The 15,837-nt window shown below is 71.2% G+C and carries 14 protein-coding genes; 2 read left to right on the top strand and 12 right to left on the bottom strand.

Features of this window, described 5'->3' with window-relative positions; all coding sequences use genetic code 11:
* The first annotated feature begins 182 nt into the window (after positions 1-182).
* The gene (locus ABZ906_RS05560; RefSeq protein WP_361377669.1) at positions 183-668 is read left to right on the top strand and encodes a hypothetical protein; all 486 of its coding nucleotides are present in this window, start codon (positions 183-185) and stop codon (positions 666-668) included.
* A gap of 9 nt (positions 669-677) precedes the next feature.
* Here ABZ906_RS05560 and ABZ906_RS05565 read toward each other — a convergent pair whose 3' ends face one another.
* The 6 genes from ABZ906_RS05565 to ABZ906_RS05590 form a co-directional block, all read right to left on the bottom strand.
* Positions 678-3,371 (bottom strand): fumarate reductase/succinate dehydrogenase flavoprotein subunit, encoded by a 2,694-nt coding sequence (locus ABZ906_RS05565; RefSeq protein WP_361377671.1) that lies wholly within the window; start codon positions 3,369-3,371, stop codon positions 678-680.
* A 28-nt stretch (positions 3,372-3,399) separates the two neighbouring features.
* On the bottom strand, positions 3,400-4,203 hold the full coding sequence (locus tag ABZ906_RS05570) for an ABC transporter ATP-binding protein (RefSeq protein WP_361377674.1): 804 nt from the start codon (positions 4,201-4,203) through the stop codon (positions 3,400-3,402).
* A 3-nt stretch (positions 4,204-4,206) separates the two neighbouring features.
* Positions 4,207-5,136 (bottom strand): ABC transporter permease, encoded by a 930-nt coding sequence (locus ABZ906_RS05575; protein WP_361377677.1) that lies wholly within the window; start codon positions 5,134-5,136, stop codon positions 4,207-4,209.
* Positions 5,133-6,482 (bottom strand): ABC transporter substrate-binding protein, encoded by a 1,350-nt coding sequence (locus ABZ906_RS05580; RefSeq protein ID WP_361378108.1) that lies wholly within the window; start codon positions 6,480-6,482, stop codon positions 5,133-5,135. The genes ABZ906_RS05575 and ABZ906_RS05580 overlap by 4 nt, the downstream gene beginning before the upstream one ends.
* 80 nt (positions 6,483-6,562) lie before the next feature.
* Positions 6,563-6,790 (bottom strand): ferredoxin family protein, encoded by a 228-nt coding sequence (locus ABZ906_RS05585; RefSeq protein ID WP_190086068.1) that lies wholly within the window; start codon positions 6,788-6,790, stop codon positions 6,563-6,565.
* Between the two features lie 56 nt (positions 6,791-6,846).
* The gene (locus tag ABZ906_RS05590) at positions 6,847-7,617 is read right to left on the bottom strand and encodes a GntR family transcriptional regulator (RefSeq protein ID WP_361185975.1); all 771 of its coding nucleotides are present in this window, start codon (positions 7,615-7,617) and stop codon (positions 6,847-6,849) included.
* Positions 7,618-7,952: 335 nt separating this feature from the next.
* Here ABZ906_RS05590 and ABZ906_RS05595 point away from each other — a divergent pair, with 335 nt between their 5' ends.
* Entirely contained in the window at positions 7,953-9,296 is a 1,344-nt protein-coding gene (locus ABZ906_RS05595) for a DUF11 domain-containing protein (protein ID WP_361377680.1), read from the top strand.
* A 10-nt stretch (positions 9,297-9,306) separates the two neighbouring features.
* Here ABZ906_RS05595 and ABZ906_RS05600 read toward each other — a convergent pair whose 3' ends face one another.
* The 6 genes from ABZ906_RS05600 to ABZ906_RS05625 all read right to left on the bottom strand — a co-directional run bounded on the left by ABZ906_RS05600 (position 9,307) and on the right by ABZ906_RS05625 (position 15,768).
* The gene (locus tag ABZ906_RS05600) at positions 9,307-10,056 is read right to left on the bottom strand and encodes a GAF and ANTAR domain-containing protein (RefSeq protein WP_361377683.1); all 750 of its coding nucleotides are present in this window, start codon (positions 10,054-10,056) and stop codon (positions 9,307-9,309) included.
* A 325-nt stretch (positions 10,057-10,381) separates the two neighbouring features.
* A complete protein-coding gene (locus ABZ906_RS05605; RefSeq protein WP_361377686.1) occupies positions 10,382-11,191 on the bottom strand; it encodes a DUF1295 domain-containing protein in 810 nt (269 codons plus the stop codon).
* The gene (locus ABZ906_RS05610; RefSeq protein WP_361377689.1) at positions 11,188-12,477 is read right to left on the bottom strand and encodes a cyclopropane-fatty-acyl-phospholipid synthase family protein; all 1,290 of its coding nucleotides are present in this window, start codon (positions 12,475-12,477) and stop codon (positions 11,188-11,190) included. The genes ABZ906_RS05605 and ABZ906_RS05610 overlap by 4 nt, the downstream gene beginning before the upstream one ends.
* Positions 12,474-13,697 (bottom strand): cyclopropane-fatty-acyl-phospholipid synthase family protein, encoded by a 1,224-nt coding sequence (locus tag ABZ906_RS05615; protein ID WP_361377692.1) that lies wholly within the window; start codon positions 13,695-13,697, stop codon positions 12,474-12,476. Before ABZ906_RS05615 ends, ABZ906_RS05610 begins: the two co-directional genes overlap by 4 nt.
* A 47-nt stretch (positions 13,698-13,744) precedes the next feature.
* The gene (locus ABZ906_RS05620; protein WP_361377695.1) at positions 13,745-14,488 is read right to left on the bottom strand and encodes a DUF1365 domain-containing protein; all 744 of its coding nucleotides are present in this window, start codon (positions 14,486-14,488) and stop codon (positions 13,745-13,747) included.
* On the bottom strand, positions 14,485-15,768 hold the full coding sequence (locus ABZ906_RS05625; protein ID WP_361377698.1) for an FAD-dependent oxidoreductase: 1,284 nt from the start codon (positions 15,766-15,768) through the stop codon (positions 14,485-14,487). The genes ABZ906_RS05620 and ABZ906_RS05625 overlap by 4 nt, the downstream gene beginning before the upstream one ends.
* Between the last annotated feature and the right edge of the window lie 69 nt (positions 15,769-15,837).

Consider the following 15,837-nt stretch of genomic DNA (forward strand, 5'->3'; position numbering starts at 1 on the left):
CCGCGGTACGCCCACCCGCGCCCGGGGAAGGCGCCACAGGGCCAGTCGGACCAAGCGGCGTCGAGTCGGATCAAGCGGCGTCGACCGGTCGCACCGGTGACCACTCGGACCGGTGGCCCGGCCGTGACGGTCCCGCTTCCGGGCCCGTCATGGGGGAGAGTGGCCGCGTGCATCGCCGGATCGTGACCCTCGTAGCCCTCGCCCTGCTCAGCACCGCCGGGTGCACCTCCGTGACACCGCCGGACCGGCTACCACCCCGCCAGCCGCCCGGACCGGCAGGCGGCGCGCCCCCGTCGCTCTCCGGGCCCCGCACACCGGCCGCCGTGCAGCCGTCGGCGCGTGACGCGCTGGTGAAGAGCAGCATGGGCAGCCCGAAGCCCAAGAAGCCCGAGAAGCTCTCGAAGTCCCGGCAGACGGCGCCCCGCCCCGAGAAGCCCGCCGCCGTCGACTACCAGCGTCCGGCCCCGGCCCCGCCGCGTTCCCCCGCCCACCGCGCACCGGCACCGCCCCGGCCCGTGACCCAGCGCCCGGAGCGACGCCCCGAGCCGGTGACACCGCGTCCCGCGCGTCCCCGGCAGACGTACGACGGCAAGATCGTGTGCCGGATGGCGAACGGCGTGGCCGACCCCGCGACCGTGGCGTTGTGCCGCGAGCAATTGGGGCGATGAGATCCGGATTCAGGCAGGGGCCGCCGCCCGTGCCGCGTAGGCGCGGACGTCGGCGTCCGGGTCAAGGACCGCGGTGGCCAGTGCCGTGCGGGCCTCCTCGCTCGCGGTGTGCCTGAGGAGGGCCAGGACGGCGGCCTTGCGGACGTCGGCGTTGGGGTCGCCGAGCACCTCGGTCAGGGCGGGTACGGCGCGCTCGGCGGTGGCAGCGCCCAGGGCCGCCGCGGCGCCGGCCCGGACCTGCCAGGGCGGTGCGGTCAGGGCGGCCAGCGCGGTCTCGTCGTACGGGGTGGGGCAGCCCACGGTGGCCAGGGCCGTCAGCGCTGCGGCGCGGACCAGGACGTCCGTGTCCCGGAGCAGCGGAGCCAGCGCCCCGGGGTTGTCGAGGCCGCGTGCCACCGTGACACGGACCTCGCGGGCCGGGTCGGCGCCCGCGCGGGCCACGGCGTCGAGGTCGCCGACCGAGACCAGGGCGCGGACCGACGCGATGCGGACCTCGATGTCCGGGTCGCCGAGCGCGAGGGCGTAGGCGTCGGGCTCGCCGAGGCGCAGGGCGCGCAGCACGTCGAGGGCGGTAGCCCGGACCAGGGCGTCCTCGTGACCGAGGGCGTCGTGCAGCCCGCGCGACAACTCCCGTTCTGGCGGCAGGACTTCGACCAGTTCGAGCAGGGAAGCGGCAGCGGCGGCGCGCACGCCCGCATCCGGGTCCGCGAGGGTATCGGCGAGGGCCGGGCCCGTGCCCGCCGGAACGGTCTCGGTGAGCGTGGCCACGGCCGCCCGGCGTACCGCGGGATCCGGGTCGGTCAAAAAGGGCCGCAGTAGCGGGAGTTCGGGCTCGTCCTCGGTGAGGGCGAGCAGTTCCAGGATGCGCGGGGAGTGTGAGGCGGCGACCGTGCCGCGCGAAGGGGCGGTGCGGATGCCGGAACCGACCGGGGCGATGTCGCGCTGCCCGGCGGTGGCCACGTTCTCCGGGTGCACCTCGCCCAGATGGCGTGAGGCGCCGCCGCCGGGCGTGAATTCATCGACCGGGACCAGGTAGGGCTCCACCGGGCGTGCCGTGAACTCCATCGCCCCGGAAGGGGATTTGGACAGGTCCAGATGGTGCAGCCAGCCGTCGTCGTCGCGCTTCGGGTGATCCGTACGCTCGTGGTAGAGACCCCAGCGGGACTCCGTGCGGGCCAGCGACGAGCGGGCCGCCATCTCGGCGCAGTCCCGGATGAAACTCACCTCCGCGCAGCGCATCAGCTCGTGCGGGGTCGTGGCGCCCATCTCGTCGATCTCGCCGCGCATCCGCTCGAAGTGGTCGACGGCCAGCGAGAGCCGGGCGCCCGTCTTGGGCGGCGCCACGTAGTCGTTCACGAAGCGGCGCAGTTTGTACTCGACCTGCGGCTGCGGAGGACCGTCGGGGTTGCGCAGCGGGCGGTAGATCAGGTCGTGGGCGTCCCGCACCTGGGCCGTGGGCAACTCGCCCTCGTAGACGTCGAATCGAGAGGCGTCCGCACCCGCGAGGTCACCGAAGACGAACGCGCCGATCATGTAGTTGTGCGGCACGCAGGCCAGGTCCCCGGCGGCGTACAGACCGGGCACGGTGGTGCGCGCGTGCTCGTCCACGCGGACGCCCGACGCCGAGTGGCCGCCGCACAGGCCGATCTCGGAGATGTGCATCTCGACGTCGTGGGTGCGGTAGTCGTGGCCGCGGCCCGCGTGGAACGTACCCCGCGTCGGGCGCTCGGTGGAGTGCAGGATGCCCTCCAGGGCGCTGATGGACTCCTCCGGGAGATGGCTGAGCTTGAGATACACCGGACCGCGGTCGGAGTCGAGTTCGGCGGCGAACTCCGCCATCATCTGCCCCGACCAGTAGTCGGAGTCGACGAAGCGCTCGCCGTGCCGGTTGACCTGGTAGCCGCCGAAGGGGTTGGCGACGTAGGCACAGGCGGGGCCGTTGTAGTCCTTCATCAGCGGGTTGATCTGGAAGCATTCGATGCCGGTGAGTTCGGCACCGGCGTGGTAGGCCATCGCATAGCCGTCGCCCGCGTTGGTGGGGTTCTCGTACGTGCCGTAGAGGTATCCGCTCGCGGGCAGGCCGAGCCGGCCGCACGCGCCCGTCGCGAGGATCACCGCCCCCGCGCGCACGGTCACGAACTCGCCCGTACGCGTGTTGAATCCGACCGTGCCGACGGCCCTCCCCTCCGCGGTGAGCACCCGTACCGGCATCACGCGGTTCTCGATGCGGATGCGCTCGCGCATCTCGCGGCGGCGCAATTGCCGGTAGAGGACCTTCTTGACGTCCTTGCCCTCGGGCATCGGCAGGACGTACGAGCCGGAGCGGTGCACCTGGCGCACCGCGTACTCGCCGTGCTCGTCCTTCTCGAACTTCACGCCGTACGACTCAAGGCGCTGCACCATCGAGAAGCCGCGGGTCGCGGTCTGGCGGACGGTGGACTGGTCGACGATGCCGTCGTTGGCGCGGGTGATCTCGGCGACGTAGTCGTCGGGCTCGGCGCGGCCGGGGATCACGGCGTTGTTGACGCCGTCCATGCCCATGGCGAGGGCGCCGGAGTGGCGGACGTGGGCCTTCTCCAGGAGGAGGACGTCCCGGCCCTGCTCGGCCGCGGTGAGCGCCGCCATCGTGCCGGCCGTTCCGCCGCCGATGACGAGGACGTCACAGGAGAGCTCCAGGGCGTCGGTGACTGCGGGGATGTGCATGGAAGGGGGCCTCTCAGGTGCCGGGGGATCAGGTGCCGAGGGACGTCAGAACGGTGCGGCGCAGCTCTGCGGTGGCGGGGTCGCCGTGAGCCGTACGGTCGCGCGGGCGCGGCACGTCGAGCACGTCGAGGGCGTTGGGGGCGCCGGGGGCCCGGCCGGTACCGGAGCCGAGGAGGGCGACGCGATCGCCGAGGAAGAGCGCCTCGTCCACGTCATGGGTGACGAAGACGACGGTGGCACCCGTGCCGCGCAGCACATCGGCGAGCAGCTGCTGCATCCCGGCCCTGGTCTGTGCGTCGAGGGCGCCGAACGGCTCGTCCATGAGCACGGCCCGGGGCTCGCCCGCGAGGGCGCGCGCGAGCTGGACGCGCTGCCGCTGCCCGCCCGATACGCGGTGCGGCAGCCTGGCGCCGTGCCCGTCGAGGCCGACCCGCGCCAGCCAGCCCTCGGCCCGGGCGCGGCGCTCGCTCCGTCCCACCCCCTTGATGGCCAGGGGCAGTTCGACGTTGGCCCGCAGGGTGCGCCACGGCAGCAGCGCGTCGTCCTGGAAGATCAGCGCCCGTTCGGCGTGCGGTGCGGTGATGGGGTCGCCGTCCTGGGTGACCTCACCGCCCAGTGGCCGCAGCAGTCCGGCGAGGGTGCGCAGGAGGGTGGACTTCCCGCACCCCGAAGGGCCGACCACGGTGAGGATCTCGCCGGGGGAGACGTCCAGTTCGAGCCCGGTGAGTACGGGGGTGCCCTGCCGCCCGATCGACGCGTCGCGCAGGGTGAGCCGGGTGCCGCGCGGCGGGGCGAGGACGGGGGCGAGGGCGGTCTCGGGGGGAGTGGTCATGGCTCACGCCTCCTTCGTCTTCGTCGAGGTGAGGGGCTCGCGGTCCGGAGCGGCGGGCGGAGACGCGGGGTTCGGAGTCCCGGGCAGAGGCTCCGGGTCCGGAGCCCCGGGCAGCGCGCGGCGCGGCCCTCGCGAGGGAGACCGGCGTGGCACCAGGGCCTCGGTGCGGGACTCCGTGCGGGGGAGCCACCGCGTCACACGGCGGCCCAGAACCTCCACCGCCGTCGACGTCAGCCAGCCGAGCGCGCCGATCGTGACCATGCCGACGAAGACGCCGGGGTAGTCGACCACCGTGTAGTCCTGCCAGGTGCGGTAGCCCACGCCGTACTCCCCGGAGATCATCTCCGCCGAGATCACACAGATCCACGAGACGCCGATGCCGACGGAGAGCCCGCCGAGGATGCCCGGCAGCGCCCCCGGCAGGACCACCGAGCCGAGGACGCGCCAGCGCCCGCCGCCCATCGTGAGGACCGCCTCCTCCCACACCGGCGTCAGAGCGCGCACCGCGTGCCGCGTGGAGACCATGACGGGGAAGAACGCCGCGGTGAAGGTGATGAAGACGATGCCCTGCTCGTTGCTGGGGAAGAGCAGGATCGCCACCGGCACGAGGGCGATCGCCGGTATGGGCCGCAGCACTTCGAGGACGGGCCCGAGCAGATCGGCCGCCAGCCGCGAGCGGGCGATCGCCGTGCCGACGGCCACCCCGGCGACCGCCGCGAGCGCGAAGCCGGTGACGATGCGGCTGAGACTGTCGGTGAGGTCCTGCCAGTACGCCTCGCTGCCGACACGCTCCCCGAACTCCCGCGCGACGTCGACGACCGTCGGGAACTGCTCGAAACGCAGCCACACACTGACGTCGAACGCGGTCAGGAGCTGCCACAGGCCGAGCGCGGCGGCGAGCGAAAGGAGCCGTATCAGATGACGAACCGTCATGACGCCCGCTCCAGCGCCTTGTTGTATGAGATCTTACGAGCACCCGGGTGCGCCTTGATGTACGCGCCGGCGGTGGCGGGAGTGACGAAGGGCAGCAGCTTCTCGCCGTCCGCCACCCACACGGCCTTGTCGGCGAACCAGGGTGTGCCGGTGGTGGTGTCGGGAACGTACGCCGCGCGCACCTTGCCCTGCCGTGCCGCCGCCTGGCGCAGCAGCTCCGCCGGACTGTCGAAGGACCGGGTCCTGCTCTCGCCCTTGAGCCAGAGTTGGCTGCGGGGCGGCTTCGGGGTGGCGCTCAGCGCGGAGGCGTATCCGTCGCCGTACGCCTTCTTCACGTACCGCTCGTCGACGAAGCCGTCCACGTCCACGTCGCCCACCAGCTTCGCCGATTTCAGTACGGGCACGTCCTTCTTCAGCGCGGCCACCAGCGCGGGCTTGATCGTGGGGTCGAACGTGGCGATGCCGTGCGCGCCGTTGTAGAGGTAGACGACCTCGGCCGGGAGGCCGGTGGCCTTCGCCACCGACTCGGCCGCGGCGACCGGACGCTTGTTGAGATAGCCGGTCGCCTTGTTCTGCGCGCGCAGGAAGTCCTCCAGGACGCCTGGCCGCTTCTTCGCGAAGTCCTCGCGCGCGGTGACCCCGTGGAAGGTCGGCAGATTCAGCTCCGCGCCGTCGTACAGCGCCCGTGCCCGGTCCTGGAAGGCCAGCAGACCCGGCCACGCCACGAACTGCGAGAGCGCGTCGGCACTGCCCGCCTGGAGCGCCGAAGCGCCGACCGCGGGCTGCTGGTTGAGCTTGCGGATGCCTTCCTCGGGGTCGATACCCGCCTGCCGCAGCGCCCGTACGAGCGTGCCGTCCGCGGCCGATCCGACGCTCGTCGAGACCTTCTTGCCGCGCAGGTCGGACAGCGACGAAAGCTTCGAACCAGGCGCGGTGACAATGGTATTGAGGCCACCGCGGAGGTTGTAACCCGTCACGGAGACGAGCTTCGTCGGCCGGTTCAGCTGGGTGCCGCGGGCCGCGTTGATCAGCAGGGGGAAGTCGCCCATCGAACCGATGTCGATCTTCCCGGCGGTCATCTGTGCGGTGATCGGTGCGCCGGTGGCGTAGTCCTGCCACTTCACCTTGTAGGTGACGCCCTCGCGTTTGCCGCGTGCGGCGAGTTCGCGCTCGAAGTAGCCGAGCGACCGCAGGAGCGTGCCCGCGGTGACGGTGTTGATGGTCTTGGACTGATAGCCGATGGTGACGGTGACCGTGCCGGACTCGTCCGCGCTCGCCCCGCCGCAGCCCGCGAGCGGGACCGTCAGGAGGGCGGCGAGGGCCGTGTTGAGTGCCGTGCGTTTCAGAGGAGCCGTGTGTTTCGGGGGAGCCGTGCGTTTCATGGAAGGGGGAACCTCTCGGCCTTCGGCGGCCTTCGTCGGCGGCTTCACCGGAGCAGGTAGGGCATGTTGACCGTGACCGCGTCGGTGGGGCAGCGGGCCGCGCACGGCCCGCAGTACCAGCACTCGTCGACGTGCATGAAGGCCTTGCCGCTCTCCGGGTTGATCGCGAGCGAGTCGAGCGGACACATGTCGACGCAGAGCGTGCAGCCGTCGATGCACTTCGACTCGTCGATGGTCACGGGCACGTCGGCGCGCTGGGGGGCCAGAGGCATGGCTGTCTCCCGGAAAGTGGTGGCGGGGAAAAGTAAAAGGTCAGAAGGTCAGCAGGTCAGAGGGCGCGGTGCAGCAGCCCGCTCATGGCGATGCGGTCACCGCGGAAGCGGATGAACTCCAGGTCCACGGGGCGCCCGTCGGACAGCGAGGTGAGGCGTTCGAGCATGAGCACGGCAGCACCGCGCGGGGCTTCGAGAACGGCGGCGGAGTGCACGTCGGCGTTGACGGCCTCCAGGGTGATCTCGGCGGTGCCGAGCGGCTGCCCGGTCAGGGTCTCGAGCAGCCGGAACACATCCGTGTTCTCCAGGTCGCAGCCGATGAGACCGGCGCCGATGTCCATCGGGATGTAGGTGAGGTCGAGCGAGAGCGGCAGGCCGTTCAGCCTGCGCAGCCGCTCGATGTAGAGCACGTCGGTGTGCTCCACGAGGCCCAGCCGCCGGGCCACGGGTGCGGGCGCGGGGACGGGGCCGACCGTACGGACTTCGTTGGTGACGTCGCCGTGTTCGTGCAGGGTCTCGGCGAGGCCCTGCAACCGGTCGAGGCCGTGCGGGTACTTCTCGGACACCACGACGGTGCCCACACCGGGCTGCCGTTCGAGCAGCCCTTCCGTACGAAGGAGATCGAGCGCCTGCCGGACGGTGTTCCGGGACACGCGGTAGTCGTTGCCGAGCGTGCCCTCCAGCGGCAGCACACCGCTGGGAAAGCCCCCGGTGCGCACCTGGTGACGCAACAGGTCGGCGAGCTGCCGCGCCTGGTCCGCGCGCAGCCGGCGCCGTCGTGCGGCGGCGACCGGCACAGTGTGCTCGCGGATACGTTCGGCTGGCATGCGAGGGACCATACCGACGCCACCCCGGCCGTGGTGTTGCCGGAGTATTGCGCCACTCGGCGGACCCCGCGTACCGGCTCTGACCTGTGTGTTCGTGAATCCGGCGGGGAGATCTGCCACGACGGGCCGGGTTGTGGTCCCGCCGGGCGAGGAGAGCGCCCTTTCGGTCAGGGCCTTGGAGTGTCGCCGGGTAAGTTGCGAATTATCCGTCTATATGTAGTGCGGTAAAACTCCCGGGCCGCGGCCTGCGGAGAACGAACGAGATCCCCGAGCGAGAGGCACACGTGAGGCTTGCGAAGCTGAGCCGCGGAGCGACCGTTTCCGCCGCAGTGGTGATGTCCGCAGTCGCCTCCACCGGGCAGGCCGTCCCGATCGACGCCGGTACCGGTACCGGTGTGAGGGCGGCGGCCAATCTGCAGATCTCGAAGTCGGTGACACCCGATCCGCTGGTCATCGGCGACGACGCCGTCTACACCCTGACCGTGACGAACAGCGGTGACGAGGACGCCTCGGGCGTGACGGTGAGCGACCAGTTGGGGGACGGGGTCAGCGTCGGCGGACTCCCGGACTCCTGCACGGCACAGGGGCAGACGGTCACCTGCGGAGGCTCGGGCGTCACCGTACCGGCGGGCGGCACGCGTGAGTTCCGGATCCCGGTCACCGTGGACCCGTCCCTCTCCGACGGAACCAACATCAGGAACCAGGCCGATGTCCTCCAGGACGGCTCACAGAGGGCCTCCACCACCTTGATCTCGCAGTCCACCACCCTGACGGACGTGGAGATCACGAAGACGGCGACCCCGCAGGTCGAGGCGGACGGGACCTACACCTTCACTCTGACGGTGACCAATCACGGCCCTTCCAACGCCGTCGACGTCACCGTCCAGGACCCCACGGACGGCAACCTCTCCTCCATCGTGGAGCGCCCCGAGGAGTGCCCGGACTCCGGTCTCACCATCACCTGCCCTCTCGGTACCCTCGCCCCGGACGAGACGCGCACGTTCACCGTCACCATGCGCGCGAACCCCGACGCGGAGGGCCAGGCCATCCCCAACTGCGCCCAGGTCTACACCGGTTCGCGGGAGAACAACACCGAGAACAACCGCTCCTGCGCCACCACGGACGTAGTCCCGCCGGACACACCCACCCCGACGCCGACGCCGACGCCGACGGACGAGCCCACGCCGACCCCGACGCCCACCGATGAGCCCACGCCGACGCCCACGGACGAGCCGACCCCGACGCCGACCGACGAGCCGACTCCGACTCCCACGGACGAGCCCACGCCGACGCCGACCGACGAGCCCACGCCGACGCCCACGGAAGAGCCGACCCCAACCCCCACCGACGAGCCCACGCCGACGGACGAGCCGACTCCCACCGACGAGCCGACGCCGACGGACGAGCCGACCCCCACCGACGAGCCGACGCCGACGGACGAGCCCACATCGACGGACGAGCCCGCGCCCAGCCCGTCCACGACGCGGGAACCCACCCCCACCCCCGCTCCCTCGGACACCGGCGGTCCGGAGTCCCCCTCTCCGACCTATCCGGGCTCGCACCCCGACGAGCTGGCCGAGAGCGGGCAGCGCGACATCGCGCTCCTTGGCATCGGATTCGCAGCAATCACTCTGGTGGGAATCGGCATCCTGCTCAGGCGCACTCTCAGGCGCCGCTGAGGGCAGGGGCTCAGCGCTCGGGGTCGAGGAGCGTGTTCCCGGCGTTGCCGTTCAGGACCTGGTGTGCCACGTCGGTGAGCTTGAGCTGACGGTTCCGGGCGTACGTCCGCATACGGGCGTACGCCTGGTCCGCGCTGCATTTACGGGAGTTGGAGAGGTATCCCTTGGCCTGCTCGATGACGATGCGGGTGTCGAGGGTGGTCTGGAGCCGCGCGATCTGCGTCATCTGTTCGTGCACGACCTGCTGCTGGACCACGCAGATGGCGGCACTGTCCGCCAGCGCCCCGGCCAGCCGTAACTCGGCATCGTCCAGGGGTCTTTGCTGGTCGTGGTAGAGACTCAGGGCGCCCACCACCGTGTCCTGGTGGCGCAGCGGGATCGTGGCGACCGAAGTGAAGCCGAGCAGCAGGGCGCGCGGCGTGAACCGGGGCCAGCGCGGACAGGCGTTCTCGGCGTCGAACCGGGTCTCGGAGACGAGAGTCCGGGAGTCACAGCAGTCCCGGCAAGGGCCCTCGTCCCATTCGAGACCGAAGAGCTCAAGAGCGCGGGTGTACTCGTCGGAGGCCACCACCTCCGCGCCGCGGCCGTGCGGAACATCCAGCAGAGCACCGGACGCCGACACGTCCAGGAGCTCCACGCAGTGTTCCGTCAGCGTGTGCAGAACGTCGGTCGCGCTCACGTCCCGCACCATCGGGGCAGCGAGATCCCCGAACGCGGACGCCAGCCGCTCCTCGCGCTGCCACTCGGACATGGCGGTCATGCCGCCTCTCCCTTCCGTGGGCACACCGTCCACAGCATCCGGCGACCGTCAGCCGAGGCTTCGTCGCGCGGAAGGCGGTGTGAGGGGCCGGCCGCAGGGGACCGGGGGATGTGTCCCGCTGGCGACGGAACCTTGGTCCCCCTTGTCGACGGTCGCCCAATGCCAGCAACAGAACCGCGTTCATGCTCCAGTTGAGGAATTCACGGAATCCTCTCCACGCTACCGCGAACGGTCTCCTCATATCGGACACATTTCGAACAGATTCGGTCGGAAGGTAGTAAGGAACGCAATTAACCGGTTCCTATTCTTTCTGTTGAAAGAAGGATTACGGTCCCTTCGTTCGCGGTGGCATGGGAAAGAATCCCGAAGTGCGCTCCTGGTAGGCGGCGTAGCCGGGCCGCTGGGCCATGTGCCGTTCCAGGAGCGCCTTGCCGCTGCCCCGCGTCAGCAGATACGTCATGACCAGGGGCGAGACGATCGTGGCGGCCGCCGCCGCGGGCGCCTCGCACGTGATGAGGAACAGGCCCCACCAGACGCAGAAGTCGCCGAAGTAATTCGGATGGCGCGTCCAGGACCACAGGCCGCGATCCATGAGCCGGCCCTTGTTGGCCGGATCCGCCTTGAACCGCGCCAGTTGGTGATCTCCGACCGCCTCGAAGACCAGGCCGACCAGCCACACGAGCCCCCCGACGGCGGCGAGCGCACTCATCGGGCCCGTGATGTAAGCGGCGGCCTGCACGGGCAGCGACACCAGCCACACCAGGCCGCCCTGCAGCAGATAGACCATGCGCAGGGCGTACGCGGCCCGGCTGCCCGGAGCCTTGGACAGCATCCGCTCGTAGCGCGGATCCTCGCCGTGGCCCCGGCCGCGCCAGGCGATGTGCCCCGCGAGCCGCAGGCCCCACACCATCGTCAGGGCCGTCACGAGCAGCCGCCGCCCGTCGTCGCCGTGGCCCGCCGAGAGGACGTACGTCGTGAGGGCCACGGCCGCGAAGGCGACCCCCCAGGCGATGTCCACGATCCGGTGCAGCCCGCGGACCAGCGCGCACGCGAAGGTGATCAACAGGACGGCCAGCGAAGTGAGCGCGGCGAAGCCGAGATTGACGCCGAACGCGCCCCAGTCGAAGCCGCTCACGACGCACCGTCCCCGCGGTACCAGTCAGCCGTCGTGGCGGGCATCCCCGACCGGCCCCGGTCACCGGTCCGTACGGCCAGAATCTGGTCCACGCCCATGCGCCTCTCCTCGAACGCGAGCGATCCGCCCACGAGATACAGCCGCCACGTCCTGGCCGCCTCCGTCCCGACCAGCGAGACGAACTCCGTCCAGCGTTCCTCCAGCGTGACGCGCCACGCGTCGACGGTGCGTACGTAGTGCTCGCGCAGCGACTCGGCCGCACGCACCTCGAAGCCCGCCGCCTCCCACAGGCCGACCGTCTCGCCCACGGGCCGCATGTGCATGTCCGGCGCGATGTACGACTCGATGAACGCGCCGCCGCCCGGCGCCTTGGAGCCGCGGGACATCTGCTGGACGAGGATCCGGCCCTGCGGCCGCAGCAGACCGAACAGCTGGGCCGCGAACCCCGGATACTCCTCGTCCCCGACGTGCTCGCCCATCTCGATGACGCTGACGGCCTCGTACTCCCCGCTCTCGATGTCGCGGTAGTGCCGAAGCTGCACGTCGACCTGGTCCTCCAGACCGCGTTCCCGCACCCGCGCCCGCACGAAGTTCCGCTGCTCGCGGGAGAGCGTCACCGCCGTGACCTGCGCCTTGTACTGCTCGGCCGCGTAAAGGGTGAGAGCCCCCCAGCCGCAGCCGACGTCGAGCAGCCGGGTTCCGCGGGCCAGGCCCAGCTTCCGGCAGATGAGCTCCAGCTTGGCGCGCTGGGCCTCCGCGAGACCGTAGCGCGGGTCCTCGCTCTCCCAGTAGCCGCAGGAGTACGCCATCGAGGAGTCGAGCAGCAACTCGTAGAAGCGGTGGGACACGTCGTAGTGGTGGCTGATGGCCGCGCGGTCCCTGGCCGTGCTGTGCCGTGTTCCGCGCAACCGGGCGCGGCCCGCCGGTGCCTTCGGCGGCGGGCCGACCGCACCGAGCCTGGCCGCCGCCTTCAGGGCGGACGCCAACTGCGCCACACCGGGCCTGGTCGGGGAGAGCCGCTGCTCACGAGCTCCGGCCCACATGGTCCGCAGCCCGTCGGCGAGGTCGCCCTCGATGTCGATGTCACCGGTGATGTACGCCTCGGCCAGGCCGAGTTCGCCCGGCCGCCACAGCAGTCGGCGCAGCGCGCGGCGGGAGCGGACGATCACGACCGGGGCCCCGGCCGGTCCGCATTCACTGCCGTCCCAGGCGCGCAGCCGAAGCGGCACGGGGCCGCCGAGAACGTCGGCGAGAAGGCCGCCCAGCCTTTCGGCGGTCGAAGTCACTGCTCTGCTCCTTGTCCGGTCAGCTGGATCTGGTGCACGTCGAGGTAGCCGGAGCGGAAACCCGCCTCGGAATAGGCGAGATAGAAGTCCCACATGCGCCGGAAGGTGGCGTCGAACCCCAGGTCTCCCACCGCCTCGTCCCGCTGTGCGAACCGTTCGCGCCACAGCTTCAGCGTCTGCGCGTAGTGCGCGCCGAAGCCCTCGCACGCGGTCACCCGCAGCCCGGTGTGGGTGTGTGCGGTCTCCTCGACGGCGCGCACGGAGGGCAGTTGCCCGCCGGGGAATATGTACTTGTGCACCCAGGTGTAGGTGTTCCGGGCGGCGATCATGCGGTCGTGCGGCATGGTGATCGCCTGGAGTGCCACCGAGCCGCCGGGCGCGAGGAGAGTGTCCAGGGTCCGGAAGAAGGTGGGCCAGTACTCCGCGCCGACCGCCTCGATCATCTCGACGCTGACGATCGCGTCGTACTGCCCTTCCACCCGGCGGTAGTCGCACAGGTCGATGCGGACCCGGTCCTCGTGCCCCGCGGCGCGCACGCGTTCCCCGGCCAGGTCGCGCTGTTCGGCGGAGAGGGTGACCGAGTGGACGTCCGCGCCCCGCGCCGCCGCGCGGATGGCCAGGGCGCCCCAGCCGGTGCCGATTTCGAGCAGCCGGGTGCCGGGGCCCACGCCGCACAGGTCGAGCATCCGGTCGATCTTGCGGTGCTGTGCCGTCTCCAGATCGGACCAGGCCGCGGGCAGCCGCTCGAAGAGCGCCGAGGAGTAGCTCAGGGACTCGTCGAGGAACTGCGCGAACAGGTCGTTCGACAGGTCGTAGTGATGACGGATGTTGGCCTGCGCGCCGTCGGGGGTGTTGCGCTGCCCGGCCGGCTTCCTGGGTGCCCAGAGGGCGCGCAGCCGCTGCAGCGAGGGCGGTACCAGCGTGGCCGCGTGCTCGGCGAACACCGCGAGCACCGCGACCAGGTCCTGCGCGTCCCATTCGTGGGCCATGTACGACTCGCCGAAACCGACGAGACCGTTCGTCCCGATGCGCCGCATGAAGCTGTCGGGGTCATGCACCTCGAGCAACGGGCCGCCCTCGCCCAGGCGTTCGCCGCCGCCCATCGCGACCGTCAGCGGCAACCCGTTCAGGGCGTGGCGCACGACGCTCCGGGTCAGCGCGAGGCGCACCGCGGAGCAGCGCGGAACGGCCACGACATCGGGCCACCGTTCGGCGTCCATCGGGCCCCGCGGACGGGAAACGCCGGGTGAACCGGATACGGACGAACTCACTTCATGCCCTCCTGGGGACGGTGTCTGGGTCGGTGCTGTACGGGCAGGCCGCGCAGCCACAGGGCGATGCCGTGCCGCCGGATGGCCGCCGAGACGGCCACTGTGGACCAGGGGTGGCGGACGGCAGCCCGCAGCAGCACCCCGGCCGTCGCCCGCCGGCGCTCTCCGCGCACGGTCGCCGTGAACCTCCGCGCGCCGCCCTGCCGCAGGTGCAGGGTGATGCCGAGGCGCTCGTCCGGCACGGGAAGGCGCATGCGGTACTCGCCCTCGACGGGGAAGAAGGGCGAGACGTAGAACTCCTTGGGCACGTCGGCGTCCTGTGCCGCCTCGGGGCCCAGGAGATAGCAGTGCCGCTCGCCGTAGGTGTTGTGCACCTCGGCCACGACACAGCGCAGCTCCCCGTCCGGGCCGTGGCACCAGTACAGGGAGAGCGGGTTGAAGACGTATCCGAGGACGCGGGCGTGGGCGAGCATCAGCACGCGGCCCCCGTCGAGCGTGATGCCGTTTTTGGCGAGGAATGCTTCCAGCCCGGCCTTTATGTCCGTGGTCCGGCCGCCGAAGTGGTCGCGTCCCTCGAACCGGGCGAGGGGACGCAGCGCGCGGGGCAGCCGGGGAGGCGCGTCCAGGTCGATCAGCCACAGGTACGTGCGGTGGGCGAGCTTGTACTGACGCGGGCTCGTGCGGACATGGGTGATGAGGCTCGGATACAGCGCGGGTTCCGGCCCGGGGGACGCGTTCACCAGCGCACCCCCATCGCCAGGGCCGCCTCGACCCCCGAGCGGCAGCCGTCCTCGTGGAATCCCCAGCCGTGATAAGCGCCCGCGAAAGCGGTGACAGGACCGTTCAGCGAGGGCAGCCGGCGTTGCGCGGCGAGTGACTCCGGGGTGTAGACGGGGTGTTCGTACGCCATCCGGGCGAGGACCCGATCGGGGCTCACCAGGCTTTTGCCGCCCAGGGTCACCACGTACCTCTCGGGGGCGTCGAGATGCTGCAGGCGGGTCATGTCGTAGCTGACGCGCACGTGGTCGGTGGTGGCCGCGCACGAGGGGAGCAGATAGTTCCACGAGGCGCGCGCGGCCTGGCTGCGGGGCAGGACCGAGGTGTCGGTGTGCAGTTGGGCGGGGTTGCTCGAATAGCGGAAGGCCCCCAGAACCTCGCGCTCCTGCCCGGTCGCGTCCGCGAGCAGGCGCAGCGCCTGGTCCGGGTGGACCGCGATGACCACGGAGTCGTAGGCGTCGGTCGTGCCGTCCTCGGTGGTGACCTCCACGCGGCCGTCACCACGGCGCACGGACCGCACCGGCGTGGATATCCGCACCTCCTGGAGCTGCTTGCCGATGCGCTCCACGTACTCGCGGGAGCCGCCCGCCACGGTGCGCCAGGCGGGCGATCCCGTCACGGCGAGCATCCCGTGGTGGTCCAGGAACCGGAACAGATAGCGGGCCGGATAGCGCAGGGCCGTGCCCGGCGGGCAGGACCACACCGCCGACACCAGGGGCACCGCGAAGTGCCGCACGAAGTACGCGGAGAAGCGGTGCCGGGCGAGGAACGCGCCGAACGTCTCGGCGGGGTCCGTGCCGTCCGGGTCTTCCGCGACGGCCAGGAACTCCGATGCCCTGCGGTGGAAGCGCGGTACCTCGGAGAGCATCCGCAGATACGGGCCGCGCAGCGCGTTGCGCGGCTGCGCGAACAGGCCGCGCGGGCCGCGCGCGCCCGCGTATTCGAGGCCGCAGCCCTCGCACCGCACGGACATGCTCATCTCCGCCGGGCGCGAGGTGACGGCCAGTTCCCGGAACAGACGCAGCAGGTTCGGGTAGGTGCGGTCGTTGTGCACGATGAAGCCGGAATCCACGCTGCGTGTCCGGCCGTCCGTCGCCGTGACGTCGTGGGTGTGGGCATGACCCCCCAGGCGGTCGCCCGCCTCGTAGAGGGTCACGTCATGCGCGGATCGCAGGATGTAGGCGGCGGTGAGCCCCGCCACCCCCGATCCGACCACCGCGGTACGCCGTCGCTGTTCTCTCATGCCGTCCCATCTCCTCGTCCGGACCCGCCGGACGTGCTCTGAAGATGATTCGGAGCGGCATGGACCATG

Source organism: Streptomyces sp. NPDC046925 (assembly GCF_040644915.1).
Lineage (GTDB): Bacteria > Actinomycetota > Actinomycetes > Streptomycetales > Streptomycetaceae > Streptomyces.